This window comes from Streptomyces sp. NBC_00009 (assembly GCF_045040855.1).
Classification (GTDB): domain Bacteria; phylum Actinomycetota; class Actinomycetes; order Streptomycetales; family Streptomycetaceae; genus Streptomyces; species Streptomyces aureus.
On record NZ_CP108312.1, the window covers coordinates 7198278 to 7215510 of the forward strand.

Here is a 17233-nt window from a genome sequence, read left to right on the forward strand (position 1 = left end):
GCAGCGTAGAGGCTCGGCGTTAGGCTCGACGGCGCCCGCGCCGACAGCCGCGCACGAGATCGGAGACCGTCCCATGTCCATCGCTCCCCGCCCCACGACCGGCGACCTCACCTTCCGGGACGCCACCGACGCCGATGTCGACGTGCTCGTCGCGCTGATCGAGTCGGCGTACCGCGGGGACTCCAGCCGCACCGGCTGGACCACGGAGGCGGACATCCTGGAGGGGCAACGCACCGACCCGCAGGGCGTCGTCGACGTCATCAAGTCGCCGGACAGCCGACTGCTCATCGTCGAGCGTGACGGGGCGGTCGTCGCCTGCTGTCAGTTGGAGCACCGCGGGGAGCACGCCTACTTCGGCATGTTCGCCGTGAGCCCGGCCCTCCAGGGCGGGGGGCTCGGCAAGGTGATCATCGCGGAGGCGGAGCGCACCGCCCGCGAGGCGTGGGGCGTGCGCGAGATGCACATGACGGTGATCTCCGTACGCGAGGACCTCATCGCCTGGTACGAGCGCCGGGGCTACCGCCGTACGGGAGAGATGACTCCCTTCCCGTACGGCGACGAGCGTTTCGGCATCCCGCAGCGGGACGACCTCCAGTTCGAGCTGCTGGTCAAGCCCCTCGGCTGACGCAGCCCCGTCGGCTCCCTCGGCTGACGCAGACCCTTCGGCTGACGCGGGCCGCTCGGCCGGCTCGGGTCCCGGGCATGACCCGGGCCGCTCGTCCGGCTCAGGCCGTGAAGCGGCCGGTCCGTTTGATCTCCGGGTAGTCGGTCGTCGCGCCGTCCAGGCCGAGTGCCCGCACCAGGCGCAGATCGTCCTGCGTGTTGACGACCCAGCCGATGATCCGCAGGTCCGCCTTGCGGGCCCGCTCGACGATCTCCTGCGTCAGGCGCCGGATGTTGAGGACGAGGGACGTGGCGCCGACGGCGGTGGCGCGCTCCACCACGTCGGTGCCGTAGCGGCTGGCCACCAGCGCCGTACGGACGCCCGGCACCAGCCGGGAGATCTCGGCGATGGCCGCGTCGTGGAACGAGATCACCTCGACGCGGCTCACCAGATCCCGGCGCAGCATGACGTCGGCGAGGGCGCGCGCCGCGGCGACGTCCTTGATCTCGGCCTGGAGCGGCTTGGAGACGGCGTCGAGCACCTCCTCGAAGACCGGCACCCGCTCGCCGCGCCCCGCGTCCAGGGCGCGCAGCTCGGCGAGGGTCTTGTCGGCGATGGGCCCCCGGCCGTCCGTCGTGCGGTCGACGTCGGCGTCGTGCATGACGACGAGGGCGCCGTCCTTGCTCAGATGCAGATCGAGTTCGATGAGGTCGAGGCCCGCGTCCTGCGCGGCGACGAAGGAACGGAGGGTGTTCTCGGGTTCGACACCCATGACTCCGCGATGCCCGATGGTGAGGAAGTTCAAGATCGTCTCGCTTCCGTCGACGGCGGCTCGGCGTCCGCGCGAGGTCACGGACGGGCTCGCCCGCGCGGCACGGCCGAAGCCTAACGGCCCGTCTCCACGATGGGACCGGTCCGACGCGAGGGAGTGGAGTGGTCCGCTCTGGTTGCGGTGATTCCTAGGACCAGTCCAGTGATGACGGCGGCGACCAGGACGGCACGGATGCTCACGGTCGGGGCTCCAGAGGGGCTGAGGGACAGGGGAAGGACGGGGACCGGTCCGTCCTACCGCCCTCGGCAGCCTGCCGCGGGAAGCATCACCCGTGGGTGGGCGAGTTCCCCGGAGGTTGACCGGGCACCGCGTCCAGGTCGTCCAGCATGGCCTCGGCCAGTTCGACTTCGGCCGCGAGCCGCCGTTCGCTCCAGCGCAGCGCGATCTGCGGATGGGCCCACGCCTCGACCCCGTCGGTCCGCCCGAGCGCGTCCCTGACCTCCTTCAGCTCGCCCTTCGTGCGGGCCACGTGTTCCGTCACGAGGCCCCGCAAGTGCTCCGGCGCGGCGAGATGCCCGAGCCAGACGCGCAGGAGTACGGGGTGCTTGAGCACGGGCGCGCCGAGGCCCTGCCCGCCCCCGGCCCACACCGCGAGCGCCCCGCGCCCCTCCTCGGTGATCGCGTACGTCCGCTTGGCCCGTGGTTCCTCGGCCCCGGAGTGCAGCGACGTGACGTAGCCCAGTGATTCGAGGCGGCGCAGTTCGGCGTAGATCTGGCTGATGGCGGGCGACCAGTAGAAGAACCGCAGGGAGGCGTCGGCCCACTTCTTCAGCTCGTATCCGGTCCGTTCCCCGGGGAACGACAGCAGCCCGAGGACGGCCCAGGCGGTCGGTGGTAGGTCGTCAGCCATGCGCCGCATTGAAGTGACCGGGAGCCGGTCACCGCAAGACCCCGGCACGTGCCTTGTCGCCGAATCTCGTCCCCGGTCTTGCCGCCGCAGCACCTGACGGTTAGTCATATACCTAACCGGAATAGTGCGTGTGGCTCAACTCCCTGGAGGCAACGTGAAATTCTCCGTCATCTTCGAGGCGCAGCTCGCCGATCCCACCGTCGAACACGAACACCAGGTCATCCATGACTGCGTGGAACAGGCGGTCCTCGCCGAGGAGATGGGCTTCGACCGGATCTGGGCCGTCGAGCACCACTCCCTCAAGTGGTACGCGCACATGTCGGCCCCGGAGATCTTCCTGACCTGGGTCGCCGCCCGCACCAGCACCATCCGGATCGGGCACGGCGTCGTCTGCATGCCCTTCAACTTCAACCATCCGGTGCGGGTCGCCGAGCGGGCCGCCATGCTCGACCTGCTCTCCGGGGGCCGCCTCGACCTCGGGGCCGGCCGGGGCGGCACCAAGCAGGAGACCTCCCTGTGCGGTGTCGACAAGGACCGCACGACCCAGGAGGTCGAGGAGGCGCTGCGGATCATCGGGAAGGCCTGGGAGAAGGACGAGCTCGAACACCACGGGGAGCTCCTCGACATCGACCCGCACCCCGTCCTGCCCCGCCCGAAACAGACGCCCCACCCGCCCCTCTTCCTCGCGTGCAGCCGCACCGAGACGCTCACCCAGGCCGCCGAACTCGGCATCGGCGCCCTGGTGATGGGCTTCGCGGGCCCCGAGTCCATCGCCGGCATGCGCCGCGCCTACGACGACGCCATCGCCGCCCGAACTCCCGACCGCTTCGTGTCCGGCGTCGTCAACGACCACTTCTCCGTCCTGTGTCCGACCATCGTCCTGGACGACCAGGAGGCGGCGCGGAACATCGGCATCCGCGGGCAGCGGTTCTTCGCGCAGTCCATCGGGCACTGGTACGGCGGCGCGGGCGTCCCCGATGAGGCGGTGGTGGAGGGCGCCGACGAGGCGGCCGACATGCGCAGGGCCGCCGAACAGGTCGTGGCCCGCCTCCACGAACACCGGATCCCGGTACGCCCCACCGCCACGGCCACCTTCAACGCCGACCACGCCTACGGCACCGCCGACGACGCCATCGCCTATGTCGAGCGCCTGCGCGACGCGGGCGCCGACGAGATCATGTGCCTCGTCCAGATGGGGACCGTTCCCCAGGAGGCCTGTCTGGAGACGCTGCGGCAGTGGGGCGAGAAGGTCATCCCGCACTTCCGCGCCCAGGAGCAGCAGGCGGTGTCCGCATGAGCCCCGCGCCCGAGGACCGCCTCGCATCCGAGGAATGCCCCGCGCCCGAGGACCGCCTCGCACCCGACGTCCGCGCCCTGGTCGACGCGATGACCGCGTTCTTCCCCGACCTCGGCGGCGCCGTCACCGACGCCGCCGAGGCCCGCCGCATACTGGCCGCGGCGCCCGCGTCGCCGCTTCCCCCGCCGGTCGTCGGCTCGGTCGAGGACCGAGACATCCCCGGCCCGGCCGGAGCGCCCCGGATCCCCGTACGCATCTACCGCCCGGACCCCGACGACGCGCCCGGCCCGCGCCCCACAGTCGTCTTCCTCCACGGAGGAGGGTGGGCGATCTGCGGCCTGGACAGCCACGACTCCACCGCCCGCGGGCTGTGCCGCGAGGCGGGGGCCGTGGTCGTCTCCGTCGACTACCGGCTGGCCCCCGAGTCGCCGTTCCCGGCCGCCGTCGACGACGCGTACGCGGCGCTGTGCTGGGCGGCCGACCATCACGCCGCGCTGGGCGGCGACGCGGACGCCCTCGTCGTCGCGGGCGACAGTGCGGGCGGCAACCTCGCGGCCGTCATCTGCCTTCTGGCCCGGGACCGGGGCGGCCCGCGCATCGCGCTCCAGGCCCTCGTCTATCCGGCCACCGACGCCCACCAGTCGACGGAGTCGTTCGCGCGGAACGCCGACCGCTACTTCCTGACCGCCGCGCACTGCCGCTGGTTCGCCGAGCAGTACCTCGGCCCGGACGGCGACCGGTCCCACCCGCACGTCTCGCCGCTTCTCGCCGACCTCGCCTCGCTGCCGCCCGCCCACATCGTGACCGCGGGCTGCGATCCGCTGTGCGACGAGGGGCTCGCGTACGCGACGGCCCTGCGCGAGGTGGGTGTGGAGGTCACCGAGAGCCACTTCCCGGGGATGTTCCACGGCTTCTTCGGCTTCCCCGAGCTGCTCGGCGACGCCCGTACTGCCGTGGCGGATGTGGCGAAGGCCATCGTTTCAACCGTGTCGGGCAGGAAAAACGACGGTGAACAAGGGGGTCACGCAGGATAACTTCCTCCCGGCTCCCCTTGTGGTGGAGAACCTCGCCCGTTTACGGTGTCTGTACGCGAGGTTCTCCCGTGGAGGATGGGTAATGACGGAAATTCTTGTGCAGTCGGGCGTGGAGGGGAAGGTTCCTCCGGAGAAGGTCGGGGGAAGCCCCGAAAGCAGGGTGGTCGAACACCCGGCGTGGCCCGTGCTCAAGGCCGCCGTGGAGGAGATCCGGCCCTGGCAGCAGAAGGACGGCTCCATCGACTTCGCCGCCGACGGCGCCCCGTCCAAGGCCGTCGCCGAGCTGACGCTCGACCGCGCGATATCCGCCGTCGAGCAGCTCTCCCCGCTGCTCCCGCACGACGCCGCGTACCACTCGGCGCTCGTCGCCGACCTGCGCCGCTGGGCGGAGGAGGGCTTCCAGGTCCCCGACTTCCTCGACTCGCTGCTGGCCTTCCAGCCCGCCGCGCACCGCGAGGACGGACTGCAGCACCTGGTCGTCTTCCCGATGTACACGCAGAACGGCAACCCGGACCGCAATCTGGAGGCCGTAGTCCTGCGCATGGTGTGGCCCGAGTGGCTCGCCGAGCTGGAGGCGACGCGCTACGACAACCCGCTGTTCTGCGGGATCACGTTCGAGGACTTCACCGCCGGCTACGACACCAACTCGGCCGTGCTCTTCCCGGAGACCATCGCCGTGCGCGAGGCTCCCGAGCGCTTCTCCTGGGGCGGCATCTTCTGCGACCGCGAGGCGGCCCGCTTCCGCGCCGTCACCGAGGCCTCCGTCGGCATCCTCGGGCTCGAACTGCCCGAGGACATCCGCGAGATGGTCTCCGACCAGGACCGCTGCCAGCAGGCCTTCGTGCTGTGGGACATGGTGCACGACCGCACCCACAGCCACGGCGACCTGCCGTTCGACCCGTTCATGATCAAGCAGCGCCAGCCGTTCTGGATGTACGGCCTCGAAGAGCTGCGCTGCGACCTCACCGCCTTCAAGGAGGCCGTGAAGCTGGAGGCCGACGGCTTCCCGCAGGGCCGCGACGTGCAGTACGCCGTCCTCTTCGACCGCATGTTCCGCTTCCCGGTCACCGGCGAGCGCGTGCGCAACTACGACGGACTCGGCGGCCAGCTCCTCTTCGCGTACCTGCACAAGCACGACGTGGTGCGCTGGACCGACAACAAGCTCCAGATCGACTGGGAGCGCGCCCCGCAGGTCACCAACCAGCTGTGCGCCGAGATCGAGAAGCTGTACCGCGACGGTATCGACCGCCCGAAGCTGGTGCACTGGTTCGCCGCGTACGACCTGGTGTCCCAGTACCTCGCCCCGCACCCCGGCTCCCGCTGGGCCAAGGGCCCCGAAGCCCTCGACCTGAGCCTGCCGCCGCGCAAGCTCGTCGACGACGTGCTTCCGGACGAGTTTCCGCTGAGCATGTTCTATGAGGCACTGTCCAAGAAGCTGAAGAACGTGATCGCCTCCACCAAGGGGATCACCGCTGCGGGCGCCGAGCAGGCCGCCGCGTGAGCGTTCGCGACGAGGAGGCGACGGCCATGGCCGAAGGAAACGGGAACGGCACGCTGGACGGAGCGGTCATCGCGGTCGCGGGCGCGGGGGGACCCGCGGGCCGCGCGACGCTGCAGCGCCTCGCCGAGGCGGGCGCGACGGTCGTCGGGGCGGACGCGGACCCCGCACGCCTGGCGGAGGCCGTGGACGCGGCGCGCTACGCGCACGGCGGCGCCACCGTCATCGGGGACACGGTCGACCTGCTCGACCTGCACGCGACCCGCGAGTGGGCGGACCACGTGGAGAAGGACTTCGGGCGCGTCGACGGCGTGGTCCACCTCGTCGGCGGCTGGCGCGGCAGTGCCTCCTTCGCCGAGACCGACCTCGCCGACTGGGCGCTGCTCGAGAAGCTCCTGATCCGCACGGTCCAGCACACCTCCCTCGCGTTCTACGACGCCCTGCTGCGCAGCGACCGCGGACGCTTCCTGCTGATCAGCGCCGCGGGCGCCAGCAAGCCGACCGCGGGCAACGCGGCGTACGCGGCCTCGAAGGCCGCCGCCGAGGCCTGGACGCTCGCCCTCGGCGACGCCTTCCGCAAGGCGGGGGGTGACGCGGGCCCGCAGCAGGCGGCTGCGATCCTGGTGGTGAAGGCGCTGGTGCACGACGCGATGCGCGCCGAGCGACCCAACGCGAAGTTCGCGGGCTTCACGGACGTCACGGACCTGGCCGAGGCCATCGCCGGCGTCTGGGACCGGCCCGCCAAGGAATTGAACGGGACCCGTCTGTGGCTGACAGAGAAGCCGTGAATCCTCCGAAGACCGACGCCCGCAGGCATCACGACCCGGACGTCCGCGGCTTCGCGAGCGACAACTACGCGGGCGCGCACCCGGAGATCCTCGCGGCCCTCGCCCTCGCCAACGGCGGTCACCAGATCGCGTACGGCGAGGACGACTACACGGCGAACCTCCAGCAGATCATCCGCGCCCACTTCGGACCCACGGCCGAGGCGTTCCCGGTCTTCAACGGCACCGGTGCCAACGTCGTCGCGCTCCAGGCGGTCACCGACCGCTGGGGCGCGGTGATCTGCGCCGAGTCCGCGCACATCAACGTGGACGAGGGCGGGGCCCCGGAGCGCATGGGCGGCCTCAAGCTGCTCACCGTGCCGACCCCGGACGGCAAGCTCACGCCCGAGCTCATCGACCGGCAGGCCTTCGGCTGGGACGACGAGCACCGCGCGATGCCGCAGGTCGTCTCGATCACGCAGAACACCGAACTGGGCACGCTCTACACCCCCGACGAGATCCGCGCGATCTGCGACCACGCCCACGAGCGCGGCATGAAGGTGCACCTCGACGGCTCCCGCATAGCCAATGCGGCCGCCTCCCTCGACGTGCCGATGCGCACGTTCACGAACGCGGTCGGCGTCGACATCCTGTCGCTGGGCGGCACGAAGAACGGCGCCCTGTTCGGCGAGGCCGTCGTCGTCCTCAACCAGGACGCCGTCAGCCACATGAAGCATCTGCGCAAGCTGTCGATGCAGCTCGCCTCCAAGATGCGCTTCGTGTCGGTGCAGTTGGAGGCCCTGCTCGCCAAGGACCTGTGGCTGCGCAACGCGCGGCACGCCAACGAGATGGCCCAGCGCCTCGCCGAGGGGGTCCGCGCCGTGCACGGCGTCGAGATCCTCTATCCGGTGCAGGCCAACGCCGTCTTCGCGCGGCTGCCGCACGACGTCAGCGAGCGTCTCCAGAAGCGCTTCCGGTTCTACTTCTGGGACGAGGCGGCCGGCGACGTCCGCTGGATGTGCGCCTTCGACACCCGCGAGGAGGACGTCGACGGTTTCGTCGCCGCCCTCAAGGAGGAAATGGCCCGCTAGGCGGCCCCTCCAGACTCACCTGACCCTCTCGGGTCGCTGCATAGATATGCGATCGACCGTAAAGCTATTGACGCGCGGTCGGTCGCATTTCTATGCTCCCGGTCCATGCAGCTGATCCAGAAAAACCCTGACCTGTCTGCCTACTTGGCGGCCGATGAGGTCATCGACCATCACCACCCGCTGGTACGGAAGACTGCCGAGCGCCTCGCCGCCCAGGCCTCCGACTCATATTCATACGCGCAGGTCGCCTACGAGTTCGTGCGCGACACCATTCCGCACTCCGCCGACAGCGGGGACCTCCGCGTCACCTGGCGCGCCTCGGACGTCCTGGAGCAGGGCACGGGCATCTGTCACGCCAAGTCCCACGCGCTGGCCGCGCTCCTGCGTGCCGAGGACATCCCCGCCGCGCTCTGCTACCAGCGGCTGACGCACGACGCCGGGACCGGGCACGTGCTGCACGGCATGGTCGCCGTGCGCTTCCACGGGGCCTGGCACCGGCAGGACTGCCGCGGGAACAAGCCCGGGGTCGACGCCCAGTTCTCCCTCGACGGCGAGCGGCTGGCCTTCGTCGCGGACGCGGAGTCCAATGAGGTGGACTATCCGGTACTCTTTGATGTACCGGACCCGGCCGTTCTGCGCGCCCTGCGAGACGCCCCCGACCGGCCGTACCTGTGGGAACACCTCCCTGACGCACTCTGAAACAGCAAGCGCACCCCGAACAGCAAGGCGGACGATGACCCTCCACCTCACCGTGTCCGACGAGGTACGGACCCTCGCACCCGAGTTCCGGCACGTCGCCATCGAGGCGTACGGGCTGGTCAACAGCCCGAGCGGGGAAGGGACTTCGGCCCTTCTCGACGACGCCGCACGCCGCCTCGCCGCACGCCTCGACGGACGCGCCCCGCACGAGGACCCGCACATGGTGGCCTGGCGCGCCGCCTACACGGCCTTCGGCGCCAAGCCCTCCCGCACCCGCAACTCCGCGGAGGCACTGGCCAAGAGAGCCCTCGCGGACGGCGGACTGCCGCGGATCAACACCCTGGTCGACGTCTACAACGCGATCAGTGTGGCCCATCTGATCCCGGTCGGCGGGGAGGACCTGGACCACATCAAGGGAGGGATGCGCCTGGTCAGGGCCACCGGCGAAGAGGGCTTCGCCACCGTGGCCGGGGGAGCGGACGTCGTGGAACACCCCGACGCGGGCGAGGTCGTCTGGTGCGACGACGACGGCGTGACCTGCCGCCGCTGGAACTGGCGCCAGGGCACGCGCACGCGCCTCACCGGGGAATCGGTCAACGCGCTCTTCCTGCTGGAGGCGATGGGGCCGCACTGCGACGTGACGGCGGCCGGCACCGAACTCGCCGAACTCCTGGAGAAGTTCAGCCCCGGCGCGCGGATCACCGTCCACGCGCCGGAGTAGACGCACCGCGGCGGGCCCGCGGCACGTCTGCAGTACCGATTCAGCTCGCCTCGGCGGCCTTCACCTCTGCCGCGGTGGGCGCGGTGCCGCCGAGGTGCGCGGGCATCCACCAGGTGTCGTCCGGACCCTTGGGGCGTACGGGGTATGCGCGCTGCGCCGCTTCGAGGAGCTCCTGCACACGCTCGCGCAGCCGCCGCGTGATCGCACCGGCGAACTGGTCGCGCGGGGCCTCCATCGGCTCGCCGACCCGGATCGTGATCGGGATGTGCTGACGCCTGAAGTTCTTCGGGTGGCCCTTCGTCCACAGGCGCTGGGTACCCCACAGCGCCATGGGGATCAGCGGCACACCGGCCTCCTGGGCCAGGCGCGCGGCGCCCGACTTGAAGCTCTTCAGCGTGAACGACTGCGAGATCGTTGCCTCGGGGAACACCCCGATGACCTGACCGGAGCGCAGCGAGTCGAGGGCGTGCGCATACGCGTCCTCGCCCTGCTTCCGGTCCACGGGGATGTGCTTCATGCTGCGCATCAGCGGACCGGAGATCTTGTGCCGGAAGACCGACTCCTTCGCCATGAAGCGCACCAGGCGCTTCTGCGGCAGCGCAGCGAGACCGTCGAAGATGAAGTCCAGGTAGCTGATGTGGTTGCTGACCAGGACCGCGCCGCCGGAGCGCGGGATGTTCTCCGCACCCTTGACGTCGATCTTCAGATCGAGCGCCTTGAACATCGTGCGGGCCGCGCCGATGACCGGACGGTAGACGAGCTCTGCCATGGAGGGGGAGGACCCTTCATCTCTGCCTGGGGAGGGGGCTCCCGGCGGGAAGTTACGCAGCCGTAGGTTTTGTGGCTTGCGCAGATCGTGCCCCATCAACGGCTGAGTAGCCAGTCCTGGTTCCGGCAGGGCGCGAGATCCTCGTCACTCCCACGCGGTCCGCGCAACCCGTTGATCAGCCAAATCGTGCCGCGCCACGCCGCAGGAGCAGGTACATCTCGCACCCCAGGCAGTAGCCGAACACCGAGTTGAGGAACGCCGCCGCCAGTGCGCAGGCCGTCGCCCCGAGCCCCAGCCAGCCCGGCCCCCACACCAGACCCACCAGACCCGCCAACGCGAAGACGAGCCCGACGAGCTGCGCGAACCGCGGCGGCTGCGGAGCCTCGAACTCCGTGGGCGGCCCGAGCCGCGGCCGCACCGCCGTACGGAACAGCCACGCGTAGGGAGAACGCCCCACCCCGCCCGCCGCGCCGAGCGCGAAACACAGCGTCTGCCACGCCAGGAGCCAGGCGCTGCCCGTGACGAGCACCAGGGCCAGTACAACCGTCGTGACCGCGGCGCCGAACCGCGGCCCTCTCACATCGATGTCCATGAACCCAGCATTCCGCAACGGTGCGCCGAGCGGACCCGGGGAATCTTTGCGGTCTCGTGAATGCTGCACTGGAACGATGACCGGACTTGTGGTGTGTGTGGCCGTGCTCGCCGCGGCGAGTGCCTTCGGGCTGATGCAACGGCGGCGGAGCGGGAGGATGAAGGTGCGGCAGGGCGAAGCGGCTCTCGGGGCGGCGCAGTTGGGCGAGGAACTGGGGGAGCGGGCCACGCTCGTGCAGTTCTCCAGCGCCTTCTGCGCCCCGTGCCGGGCCACCCGGCGCGTGCTCGGCGAAGTGGCCGAAATGGTTCCCGGCGTGGCCCACGTGGAGATCGACGCCGAGGACCGCCTCGACCTCGTACGGGAACTCGGCGTCCTCAAGACGCCCACCGTGCTCGTCCTCGACGCGGCCGGACATATCGTGCGCCGCGCCTCCGGCCAGCCACGCAAGGCCGACGTCATCGCTGCGCTCGGGGAGGCGGTCTGACGGGTGGTGACTTCGTGGTGACGCTTCTCCCAGATGGCGGGACGCACTTGACTGCACGCACCACCTATCGTCAGCCTGACTGTATGCCCACGGAACTCCTTCTCTTCGAGCGTGTCCATGTGGACCTCGCCCGCTGCGCGAGTGCGCGCTGTCCCGGCTCCTGAGCAGCCACGGATCCCGCTCGCACCCCTCCGGCAGAAGGACAACTCCATGACGGCCACGCCCGATCTCCGCACCGCCACAACCGCATCGCCCGACCTGCTGCGCTCGGTCTTCCGGCAGCACGCGGCCGGAGTCGCGGTGATCACCGCCCGGGGCGCCGCCCCCGTGGGCTTCACCGCCACCTCCCTGACGTCGGTGTCGGCCGAACCTCCCGTCATCTCGTTCGGCATCGGCCTGGGCGCCTCCAGTTGGCCCGTCGTCTCCGAGGCCGAACACATCGGCGTGCACATACTCGGCGAGCACCAGCAGGATCTGGCCGCCACGTTCGCGAAGAGCGGCGCCGACCGCTTCGGGGAGCCCACGCGCTGGTACGAGGGCCCGGAGGGCGTGCCCGTACTCGACGGTGTCCTGGCCTGGTTGGTGTGCCGGGTGATCGCGCGCGTGCCCGCCGGAGACCACCGCATTGTGCTCGCCGAGGCCGTCGTCGGGGACCCCGCGGGGACCGGCCGGCCGCTCGTCTACCACCAGGGCCGCTTCAACGGTCTGCGCGACTAGGATCACAGTTCAAAGCGCTTGCTTAGCGGGCAAATCCTGGGTGTACTGACGAGTAATATTTCGTTCGGGGCGCGGGCCGCCCCGACCGGGAGAGTCCGCTTCGGACGCCTATGCTGCCTGCAGGGAGCAAGGCCGCCCAGTAAAGACGATTGCAGTAGGAGAGCCGGCGTGAGCTTGAGGATCGTTGTCACCGTGAAGTATGTGCCGGACGCGACGGGGGACCGGCATTTCGCTGATGACCTGACGGTGGACCGTGATGATGTGGACGGGCTGCTGTCGGAGCTGGATGAGTACGCGGTCGAGCAGGCGTTGCAGATCGCGGACGGGGCGGACGATGCGGAGGTCACCGTGTTGACGGTGGGTCCGGAGGACGCGAAGGACGCGTTGCGCAAGGCGTTGTCGATGGGCGCGGACAAGGCGGTCCATGTCGAGGACGACGATCTGCACGGCACGGACATCGTGGGCACGTCGCTGGTGTTGGCGAAGGCGATCGAGAAGGCCGGTTTCGATCTGGTGGTCTCCGGTATGGCGTCGACGGACGGCACGGCGGGTGTGGTCCCGGCGCTGCTCGCGGAGCGGCTGGGTGTGCCGCAGGTGACGCTGCTCTCCGAGGTGTCGGTCGAGGGCGGTGTGGTCAGGGGCCGTCGTGACGGTGACACGGCCTCGGAGCAGGTGGAGGCTTCGCTGCCGGCGGTGGTGTCGGTGACCGACCAGTCGGGCGAGGCGCGTTACCCCTCGTTCAAGGGGATCATGGCGGCGAAGAAGAAGCCGGTCGAGTCCTGGGACCTCTCGGATCTGGACGTGGAGGCCGACGAGGTGGGTCTGGCGGGTGCGTTCACGGTCGTGGACGCGGCGGCTGAGCGTCCGGCGCGCAGCGCGGGCACGATCGTCAAGGACGAGGGCGAGGGCGGCAAGCAGCTCGCCGAGTTCCTCGCGGGCCAGAAGTTCATCTAAACCCCGCCTGCCTGAATCACCCCTCTGCCCTCATCTTTCGCACGCAGGAGAGAAGAAGTCCCATGGCTGAAGTTCTGGTCTACGTCGATCACGTGGACGGTGCCGTCCGCAAGCCCACCCTTGAGCTGCTGACCCTGGCCCGTCGCCTCGGTGAGCCCGTCGCCCTGGCGATCGGTGCCGGCGCCGCCGACACCGCCGCCACCCTCGCCGAGCACGGCGCGACGCGTGTCCTGACGCACGAGGCGTCCGAGTACGCCGACTACCTGGTCGTGCCGAAGGTGGATGCACTGCAGGCCGCCTACAACACCGTCGCCCCGGCCGCTGTCCTGGTGCCGTCCTCCGCGGAGGGCAAGGAGATCGCCGCGCGTCTCGCGGTGCGCATCGGTTCCGGCATCATCACCGACGCCACCGACATCGAGGCCGGCGACTCCGGTCCGGTCGCGACGCAGTCCGCGTTCGCCGCCTCCTTCACCACCAAGTCCCGCGTGGCCAAGGGCACCCCGGTCATCACCGTCAAGCCCAACAGCGCCCCCGTCGAGCCCGCCGCGGCCGCCGGCACCGTCGAGCCGCTCGCCGTCTCGTTCTCCGACAAGGCGACCGGCACCAAGGTCACCGCCCGCACCCCGCGCGAGTCCACCGGCCGCCCCGACCTGACCGAGGCCGCGATCGTGGTCTCCGGCGGCCGTGGCGTCAACGGCGCCGAGAACTTTACGGTCATCGAGGCCCTCGCCGACTCCCTCGGCGCGGCCGTCGGCGCCTCCCGCGCCGCCGTCGACGCGGGCTGGTACCCGCACTCCAACCAGGTCGGCCAGACCGGCAAGAGCGTGTCCCCGCAGCTGTACATCGCCAACGGTATCTCCGGCGCGATCCAGCACCGGGCCGGCATGCAGACCTCGAAGACCATCGTCGCGGTCAACAAGGACGCCGAGGCCCCGATCTTCGACCTCGTCGACTACGGCGTCGTCGGCGACCTCTTCGACGTCGTCCCCCAGCTCACCCAGGAAATCAACACCCGCAAGGGCTGAGCTTCTCCGGGCCGGTAACGGTAACGGGGCCGCGTGGTGATCTTCACCGCGCGGCCCCGTTCGCGTTCGGGGGACCATTGACGCAGGTGGCGAGCGCAGATAACTTCGCTATACGGATTCTTGATTCCGTGAAGCGGAAACTCTGGAACGTCGAGAGTGTGGAGGGTGCAGGAATGGGTCAGCAAGAGAAGGTGGCAACGAGCCTCGCCGGAGCGGTCAGCGAGGGCATCAGCGCTTCCCTCGCCCCGGTGGACGCGGAGCTGGAGCGCCGCTACCCCGGAGACCCCGGCACCCGGCAGCCCGTCCACACCGTGTACATCCCGGGCGAGCAGTTCGACGCCGACAGCATCCGTACGTGGGGCGACAAGGCCCTGGCGATGCTGGACGAACACGCCCCGGACGCCGCCTCCTTCGCCGCCGTCCTCGGTCTGAGCGACGACCTCGCCGAGGCCGTCCACTCGCGCGTACGCGCCAAGTTGGAGCGCGAGCCGGTCGAGGACCTGCGCATCGACTTCGAGGACGGCTACAAGGGCGCCGACGAGGACCAGGACGCCGCCCGCGCCGCCCGTCTCGTCGCCGAGGCGTACAAGAACGGCACCGCCGCCCCGTACATGGGCATCCGCATGAAGTGCATGGAGGCCCCGGTACGCGACCGTGGCATCCGCACCCTCGACATCTTCCTGTCGGGCCTCATGGAGGCGGGCGGCCTTCCCGACGGGCTCGTGCTCACGCTCCCCAAGGTGACGTACCCGGAGCAGGTCACCGCCATGGTCCGGCTCCTGGAGGCGTTCGAGAAGGCCCACGGTCTTGAGGCGGGGCGCATCGGCTTCGAGATCCAGATCGAGACCAGCCAGTCCATCCTTGCCGCCGACGGCACCGCAGCCGTCGCCCGCATGATCGACGCCGCGGAGGGCCGCGCGACCGGACTGCACTACGGCACCTTCGACTACAGCGCCTGCCTCGGCGTCAGCGCCGCCTACCAGGCCAGCGACCACCCGGCCGCCGACTACGCGAAGGCCGTCATGCAGGTGGCCGCCGCCGGCACCGGCGTCCGCGTCTCGGACGGTTCCACCAACGTCCTGCCCGTCGGTACGACCGCGAAGGTCCACGACGCCTGGCGCCTGCACTACGGCCTCACCCGCCGCGCCCTGGCCCGCGCCTACTACCAGGGCTGGGACATGCACCCGGGCCACATCCCGACCCGCTACGCCGCGGTCTTCGCCTTCTACCGCGAGGGCTTCGAGTCGGCCGCCGCGCGCCTGGCCGCCTACGCCGGTCACCACGAGGGCGGCGACGTGGCGGACGAGCCCGCCACCGCCAAGGCGCTCGCCGGGTATCTGCTGCGCGGCCTGGACTGCGGCGCCCTCGACACGGGCGAGGTCACCCGGATCACCGGCCTCACCCTGGCCCGCCTCCAGGGCTTCGCGGGCCCGCGCCGCGGCGACCTGACCGCGCAGGAGCGCTGACCGTCCCGGTCCGACAACGCGCATCCGGCACTGTCACCGCTGCCCCGTAGTCTGGACGCCACTGGAACAGGCGTCACAGGGACGGGGCAGCGGTGTCTTCGGGGGATCAGGAAGAGACGGGCGGAGGCGGCCGCTTCCTCGCCGGGCGGTACCGGGTGGGGGAACAGCTCGGCCGTGGCGGCATGGGCGTCGTGTGGCGCGCGGTCGACGAGGTGCTCGGCCGCGAGGTCGCCCTCAAGGAACTGCGCACCTATTCGGACGCCGCCGGGTCCGAACTGGCCGACCTGGGCGTACGGATGCAGCGCGAGGCCCGTGCCGCCGCCCGCGTGCGCCACCCCGGAGTCATCGCCGTGCACGACGTCACCGAGGTCGACGGCCGGCCCCTCATCGTCATGGAGCTCGTCGACGGTCCGTCGCTCGACGACGTGCTGCGTGACCGGGGCCCGCTCGATCCGCGCGAGGCCGCCGCGATCGGCGCCAAGGTCATGGACGCCCTCGCGGCCGCCCACCGCGCCGGAGTCCTGCACCGGGACGTGAAGCCGGGCAACATCCTCCTCGACCGCTCGGGCCGCGTCGTCCTCACGGACTTCGGCATCGCGGCGATGGACGACCCCGGGGACGGCTCCGCGACCCTCCCCCCAGCCTTCGGCCGGGGGGACCCCCATCGCTTCGCTCACCCGCAGCGGCGAACTGGTCGGCTCCCTGGACTACTTGTCCCCCGAGCGAGCCCAGGGCCAGGACCCCGGCCCCGCGTCCGACATATGGGCCCTCGGCGCCACGCTCTACGCGGCCGTCGAAGGAGCTTCGCCCTTCCGGCGTACGTCCACGTGGTCGACGCTCAACGCGATCGTCGTCGAGCCGCTGCCCGAACCCCGGCGGGAGGGCCGCCTCACCCCCGTACTCCAGCAGCTGATGGCCAAGGACCCGCTGACGTGGCCGGATGCCGATCGGGCCCGGGAGCTTCTCGAAGCGGTCGCCGCGGCGCCGGCGGATGTTGCCACGGCCGCACTCCGGCAGCCCGATCCGCGCCCCCGGGAGACGACGGTGCGCAACGTGCCGTCCGTGCCGCCGCCCGGCTTCGGGCCGGCGCCGACCCCGGTGAACGCCCCACCGCCCACCCCTGTGAACACCCCGCCGCCTACCCCTGCGATCGCCCCGCCGCCTGACGAGCCGCGCAAGCCCGGCCGCACGCGCGTCCTGCTCGCCGTGGCGGCCGTGATCGCCGTGCTCGGGGCGGCCGGTGCGACGGTGGCCGCGCTCAACGGGTCCGGCGACAAGGGGGACCGGGCCGCCTCATCGGGTGCGGCGACCACGGGCACGCCGGAAGCCGACCGCAGCCGGGGCGCCCTGGACGGCACGGGGAAGCCCCCGGGCCAGGGCCACCAGAAGTCGCGGGAGCCGGACGACGGCAAGGCGTCGGACAGGCCGGACCCGAAGCCGTCCGCCACCCGGCCCGCGCCCTCCGCCTCCACCCCGGCCGTGCCCCGCCCCACGAAGAGCGGCACCACGGGAGGAGGCGGCGGCGCGGCGAGCCCGACACCCGCTCCGGCCTGCCACTCCGCCGGCGGAGGCAAGTACAACTGCACGGTGTGGCGCACGTCCGACTCGTACACCTCGTCCGGGGACCGCGCGGGCGTCCTGAACGCGGGCACCAACTACTTTTACTGCCAGCAGAACCTGGGCCGCCGTGAGACGTACGGGAAGTGGACGAACGTCTGGTGGGCGAAGACGGACGACGACAGCGGCAACACGAACGTCTTCGTCAGCGATGTCTACCTCAAGGGCGGCGACAACAACGCGCCGCTCCCCGGGCTCCCCGTCTGCTGACCGTCCGCC

Annotated in this window: 17 protein-coding genes and 1 pseudogene; 14 read left to right on the plus strand and 4 right to left on the minus strand. The window is 70.8% G+C overall.

The features are described from left to right. The first annotated feature begins 73 nt into the window (after positions 1–73). Positions 74–625 carry a GNAT family N-acetyltransferase gene (locus OHA58_RS32605; protein WP_405483215.1) on the plus strand — a complete coding sequence of 184 codons (552 nt, stop codon included), beginning with the start codon at positions 74–76 and terminating at the stop codon, positions 623–625. 100 nt (positions 626–725) lie between these two features. On the opposite strand, the gene OHA58_RS32610 is transcribed toward OHA58_RS32605, so the two are convergent. Both OHA58_RS32610 and OHA58_RS32615 read right to left on the minus strand, forming a co-directional pair. Then, positions 726–1409, minus strand: a complete 684-nt coding sequence (locus OHA58_RS32610; RefSeq protein ID WP_405485299.1) for a glycerophosphodiester phosphodiesterase — start codon at positions 1407–1409, stop codon at positions 726–728. Between the two features lie 292 nt (positions 1410–1701). Continuing rightward, positions 1702–2286 (minus strand): PadR family transcriptional regulator, encoded by a 585-nt coding sequence (locus OHA58_RS32615; protein WP_405483217.1) that lies wholly within the window; start codon positions 2284–2286, stop codon positions 1702–1704. A gap of 154 nt (positions 2287–2440) precedes the next feature. On the opposite strand from OHA58_RS32615, the gene OHA58_RS32620 reads away from it, so the two are divergent. From OHA58_RS32620 to OHA58_RS32650, 7 genes are all read left to right on the plus strand, one after another. Continuing rightward, entirely contained in the window at positions 2441–3583 is a 1143-nt protein-coding gene (locus OHA58_RS32620; protein ID WP_405483219.1) for an LLM class flavin-dependent oxidoreductase, read from the plus strand. 89 nt (positions 3584–3672) lie between these two features. Further along, positions 3673–4617: an alpha/beta hydrolase gene (locus OHA58_RS32625; protein ID WP_405485301.1), complete on the plus strand. Its 945-nt coding sequence runs from the start codon at positions 3673–3675 to the stop codon at positions 4615–4617. A gap of 82 nt (positions 4618–4699) precedes the next feature. Continuing rightward, positions 4700–6118 (plus strand): DUF6421 family protein, encoded by a 1419-nt coding sequence (locus OHA58_RS32630; protein WP_405483221.1) that lies wholly within the window; start codon positions 4700–4702, stop codon positions 6116–6118. 26 nt (positions 6119–6144) lie between these two features. After that, the gene (locus tag OHA58_RS32635) at positions 6145–6903 is read left to right on the plus strand and encodes an SDR family NAD(P)-dependent oxidoreductase (RefSeq protein WP_405483223.1); all 759 of its coding nucleotides are present in this window, start codon (positions 6145–6147) and stop codon (positions 6901–6903) included. Continuing rightward, positions 6900–7970 (plus strand): low specificity L-threonine aldolase, encoded by a 1071-nt coding sequence (locus OHA58_RS32640; RefSeq protein WP_100598786.1) that lies wholly within the window; start codon positions 6900–6902, stop codon positions 7968–7970. Before OHA58_RS32635 ends, OHA58_RS32640 begins: the two co-directional genes overlap by 4 nt. A 105-nt stretch (positions 7971–8075) precedes the next feature. Further along, positions 8076–8669: a transglutaminase family protein gene (locus OHA58_RS32645; protein ID WP_405483226.1), complete on the plus strand. Its 594-nt coding sequence runs from the start codon at positions 8076–8078 to the stop codon at positions 8667–8669. Between the two features lie 34 nt (positions 8670–8703). Next, positions 8704–9390, plus strand: a complete 687-nt coding sequence (locus tag OHA58_RS32650) for a B3/4 domain-containing protein (protein WP_405483228.1) — start codon at positions 8704–8706, stop codon at positions 9388–9390. Positions 9391–9430: 40 nt separating this feature from the next. Here OHA58_RS32650 and OHA58_RS32655 read toward each other — a convergent pair whose 3' ends face one another. After that, on the minus strand, positions 9431–10159 hold the full coding sequence (locus tag OHA58_RS32655) for a lysophospholipid acyltransferase family protein (protein WP_389533707.1): 729 nt from the start codon (positions 10157–10159) through the stop codon (positions 9431–9433). A 175-nt stretch (positions 10160–10334) separates the two neighbouring features. Then, positions 10335–10751, minus strand: a complete 417-nt coding sequence (locus OHA58_RS32660) for a DUF4395 domain-containing protein (protein ID WP_405483230.1) — start codon at positions 10749–10751, stop codon at positions 10335–10337. A gap of 76 nt (positions 10752–10827) precedes the next feature. Between OHA58_RS32660 and OHA58_RS32665 the strand changes: the two genes are divergently transcribed. The 6 genes and pseudogenes from OHA58_RS32665 to OHA58_RS32690 all read left to right on the plus strand — a co-directional run bounded on the left by OHA58_RS32665 (position 10828) and on the right by OHA58_RS32690 (position 17224). Next, positions 10828–11235, plus strand: a complete 408-nt coding sequence (locus OHA58_RS32665) for a TlpA family protein disulfide reductase (RefSeq protein WP_405483232.1) — start codon at positions 10828–10830, stop codon at positions 11233–11235. Positions 11236–11445: 210 nt separating this feature from the next. Continuing rightward, entirely contained in the window at positions 11446–11952 is a 507-nt protein-coding gene (locus OHA58_RS32670; protein WP_405483234.1) for a flavin reductase family protein, read from the plus strand. A 168-nt stretch (positions 11953–12120) separates the two neighbouring features. Beyond that, positions 12121–12906 (plus strand): electron transfer flavoprotein subunit beta/FixA family protein, encoded by a 786-nt coding sequence (locus OHA58_RS32675; protein ID WP_405483142.1) that lies wholly within the window; start codon positions 12121–12123, stop codon positions 12904–12906. Positions 12907–12968: 62 nt separating this feature from the next. Next, complete coding sequence (locus OHA58_RS32680; protein ID WP_405483140.1) at positions 12969–13931, plus strand: electron transfer flavoprotein subunit alpha/FixB family protein; 963 nt, start codon at positions 12969–12971, stop codon at positions 13929–13931. A 173-nt stretch (positions 13932–14104) separates the two neighbouring features. Further along, positions 14105–15397 carry a DUF6986 family protein gene (locus tag OHA58_RS32685; RefSeq protein WP_405483236.1) on the plus strand — a complete coding sequence of 431 codons (1293 nt, stop codon included), beginning with the start codon at positions 14105–14107 and terminating at the stop codon, positions 15395–15397. 92 nt (positions 15398–15489) lie between these two features. Next, a pseudogene (locus tag OHA58_RS32690) lies at positions 15490–17224 on the plus strand (protein kinase domain-containing protein). Positions 17225–17233 lie beyond the last annotated feature (9 nt).

Bases quoted from the DNA above. Each gene is read 5' to 3' on its own strand.
- OHA58_RS32685 (WP_405483236.1), top strand. From the start codon at position 14,105: ATGGGTCAGCAAGAGAAGGTGGCAACGAGCCTCGCCGGAGCGGTCAGC.
- OHA58_RS32655 (WP_389533707.1), bottom strand. From the start codon at position 10,159: ATGGCAGAGCTCGTCTACCGTCCGGTCATCGGCGCGGCCCGCACGATG.
- OHA58_RS32670 (WP_405483234.1), top strand. From the start codon at position 11,446: ATGACGGCCACGCCCGATCTCCGCACCGCCACAACCGCATCGCCCGAC.
- OHA58_RS32645 (WP_405483226.1), top strand. From the start codon at position 8,076: ATGCAGCTGATCCAGAAAAACCCTGACCTGTCTGCCTACTTGGCGGCC.
- OHA58_RS32630 (WP_405483221.1), top strand. From the start codon at position 4,700: ATGACGGAAATTCTTGTGCAGTCGGGCGTGGAGGGGAAGGTTCCTCCG.
- OHA58_RS32665 (WP_405483232.1), top strand. From the start codon at position 10,828: ATGACCGGACTTGTGGTGTGTGTGGCCGTGCTCGCCGCGGCGAGTGCC.
- OHA58_RS32635 (WP_405483223.1), top strand. From the start codon at position 6,145: ATGGCCGAAGGAAACGGGAACGGCACGCTGGACGGAGCGGTCATCGCG.
- OHA58_RS32625 (WP_405485301.1), top strand. From the start codon at position 3,673: ATGACCGCGTTCTTCCCCGACCTCGGCGGCGCCGTCACCGACGCCGCC.
- OHA58_RS32680 (WP_405483140.1), top strand. From the start codon at position 12,969: ATGGCTGAAGTTCTGGTCTACGTCGATCACGTGGACGGTGCCGTCCGC.
- OHA58_RS32650 (WP_405483228.1), top strand. From the start codon at position 8,704: ATGACCCTCCACCTCACCGTGTCCGACGAGGTACGGACCCTCGCACCC.
- OHA58_RS32660 (WP_405483230.1), bottom strand. From the start codon at position 10,751: ATGGACATCGATGTGAGAGGGCCGCGGTTCGGCGCCGCGGTCACGACG.
- OHA58_RS32615 (WP_405483217.1), bottom strand. From the start codon at position 2,286: ATGGCTGACGACCTACCACCGACCGCCTGGGCCGTCCTCGGGCTGCTG.
- OHA58_RS32605 (WP_405483215.1), top strand. From the start codon at position 74: ATGTCCATCGCTCCCCGCCCCACGACCGGCGACCTCACCTTCCGGGAC.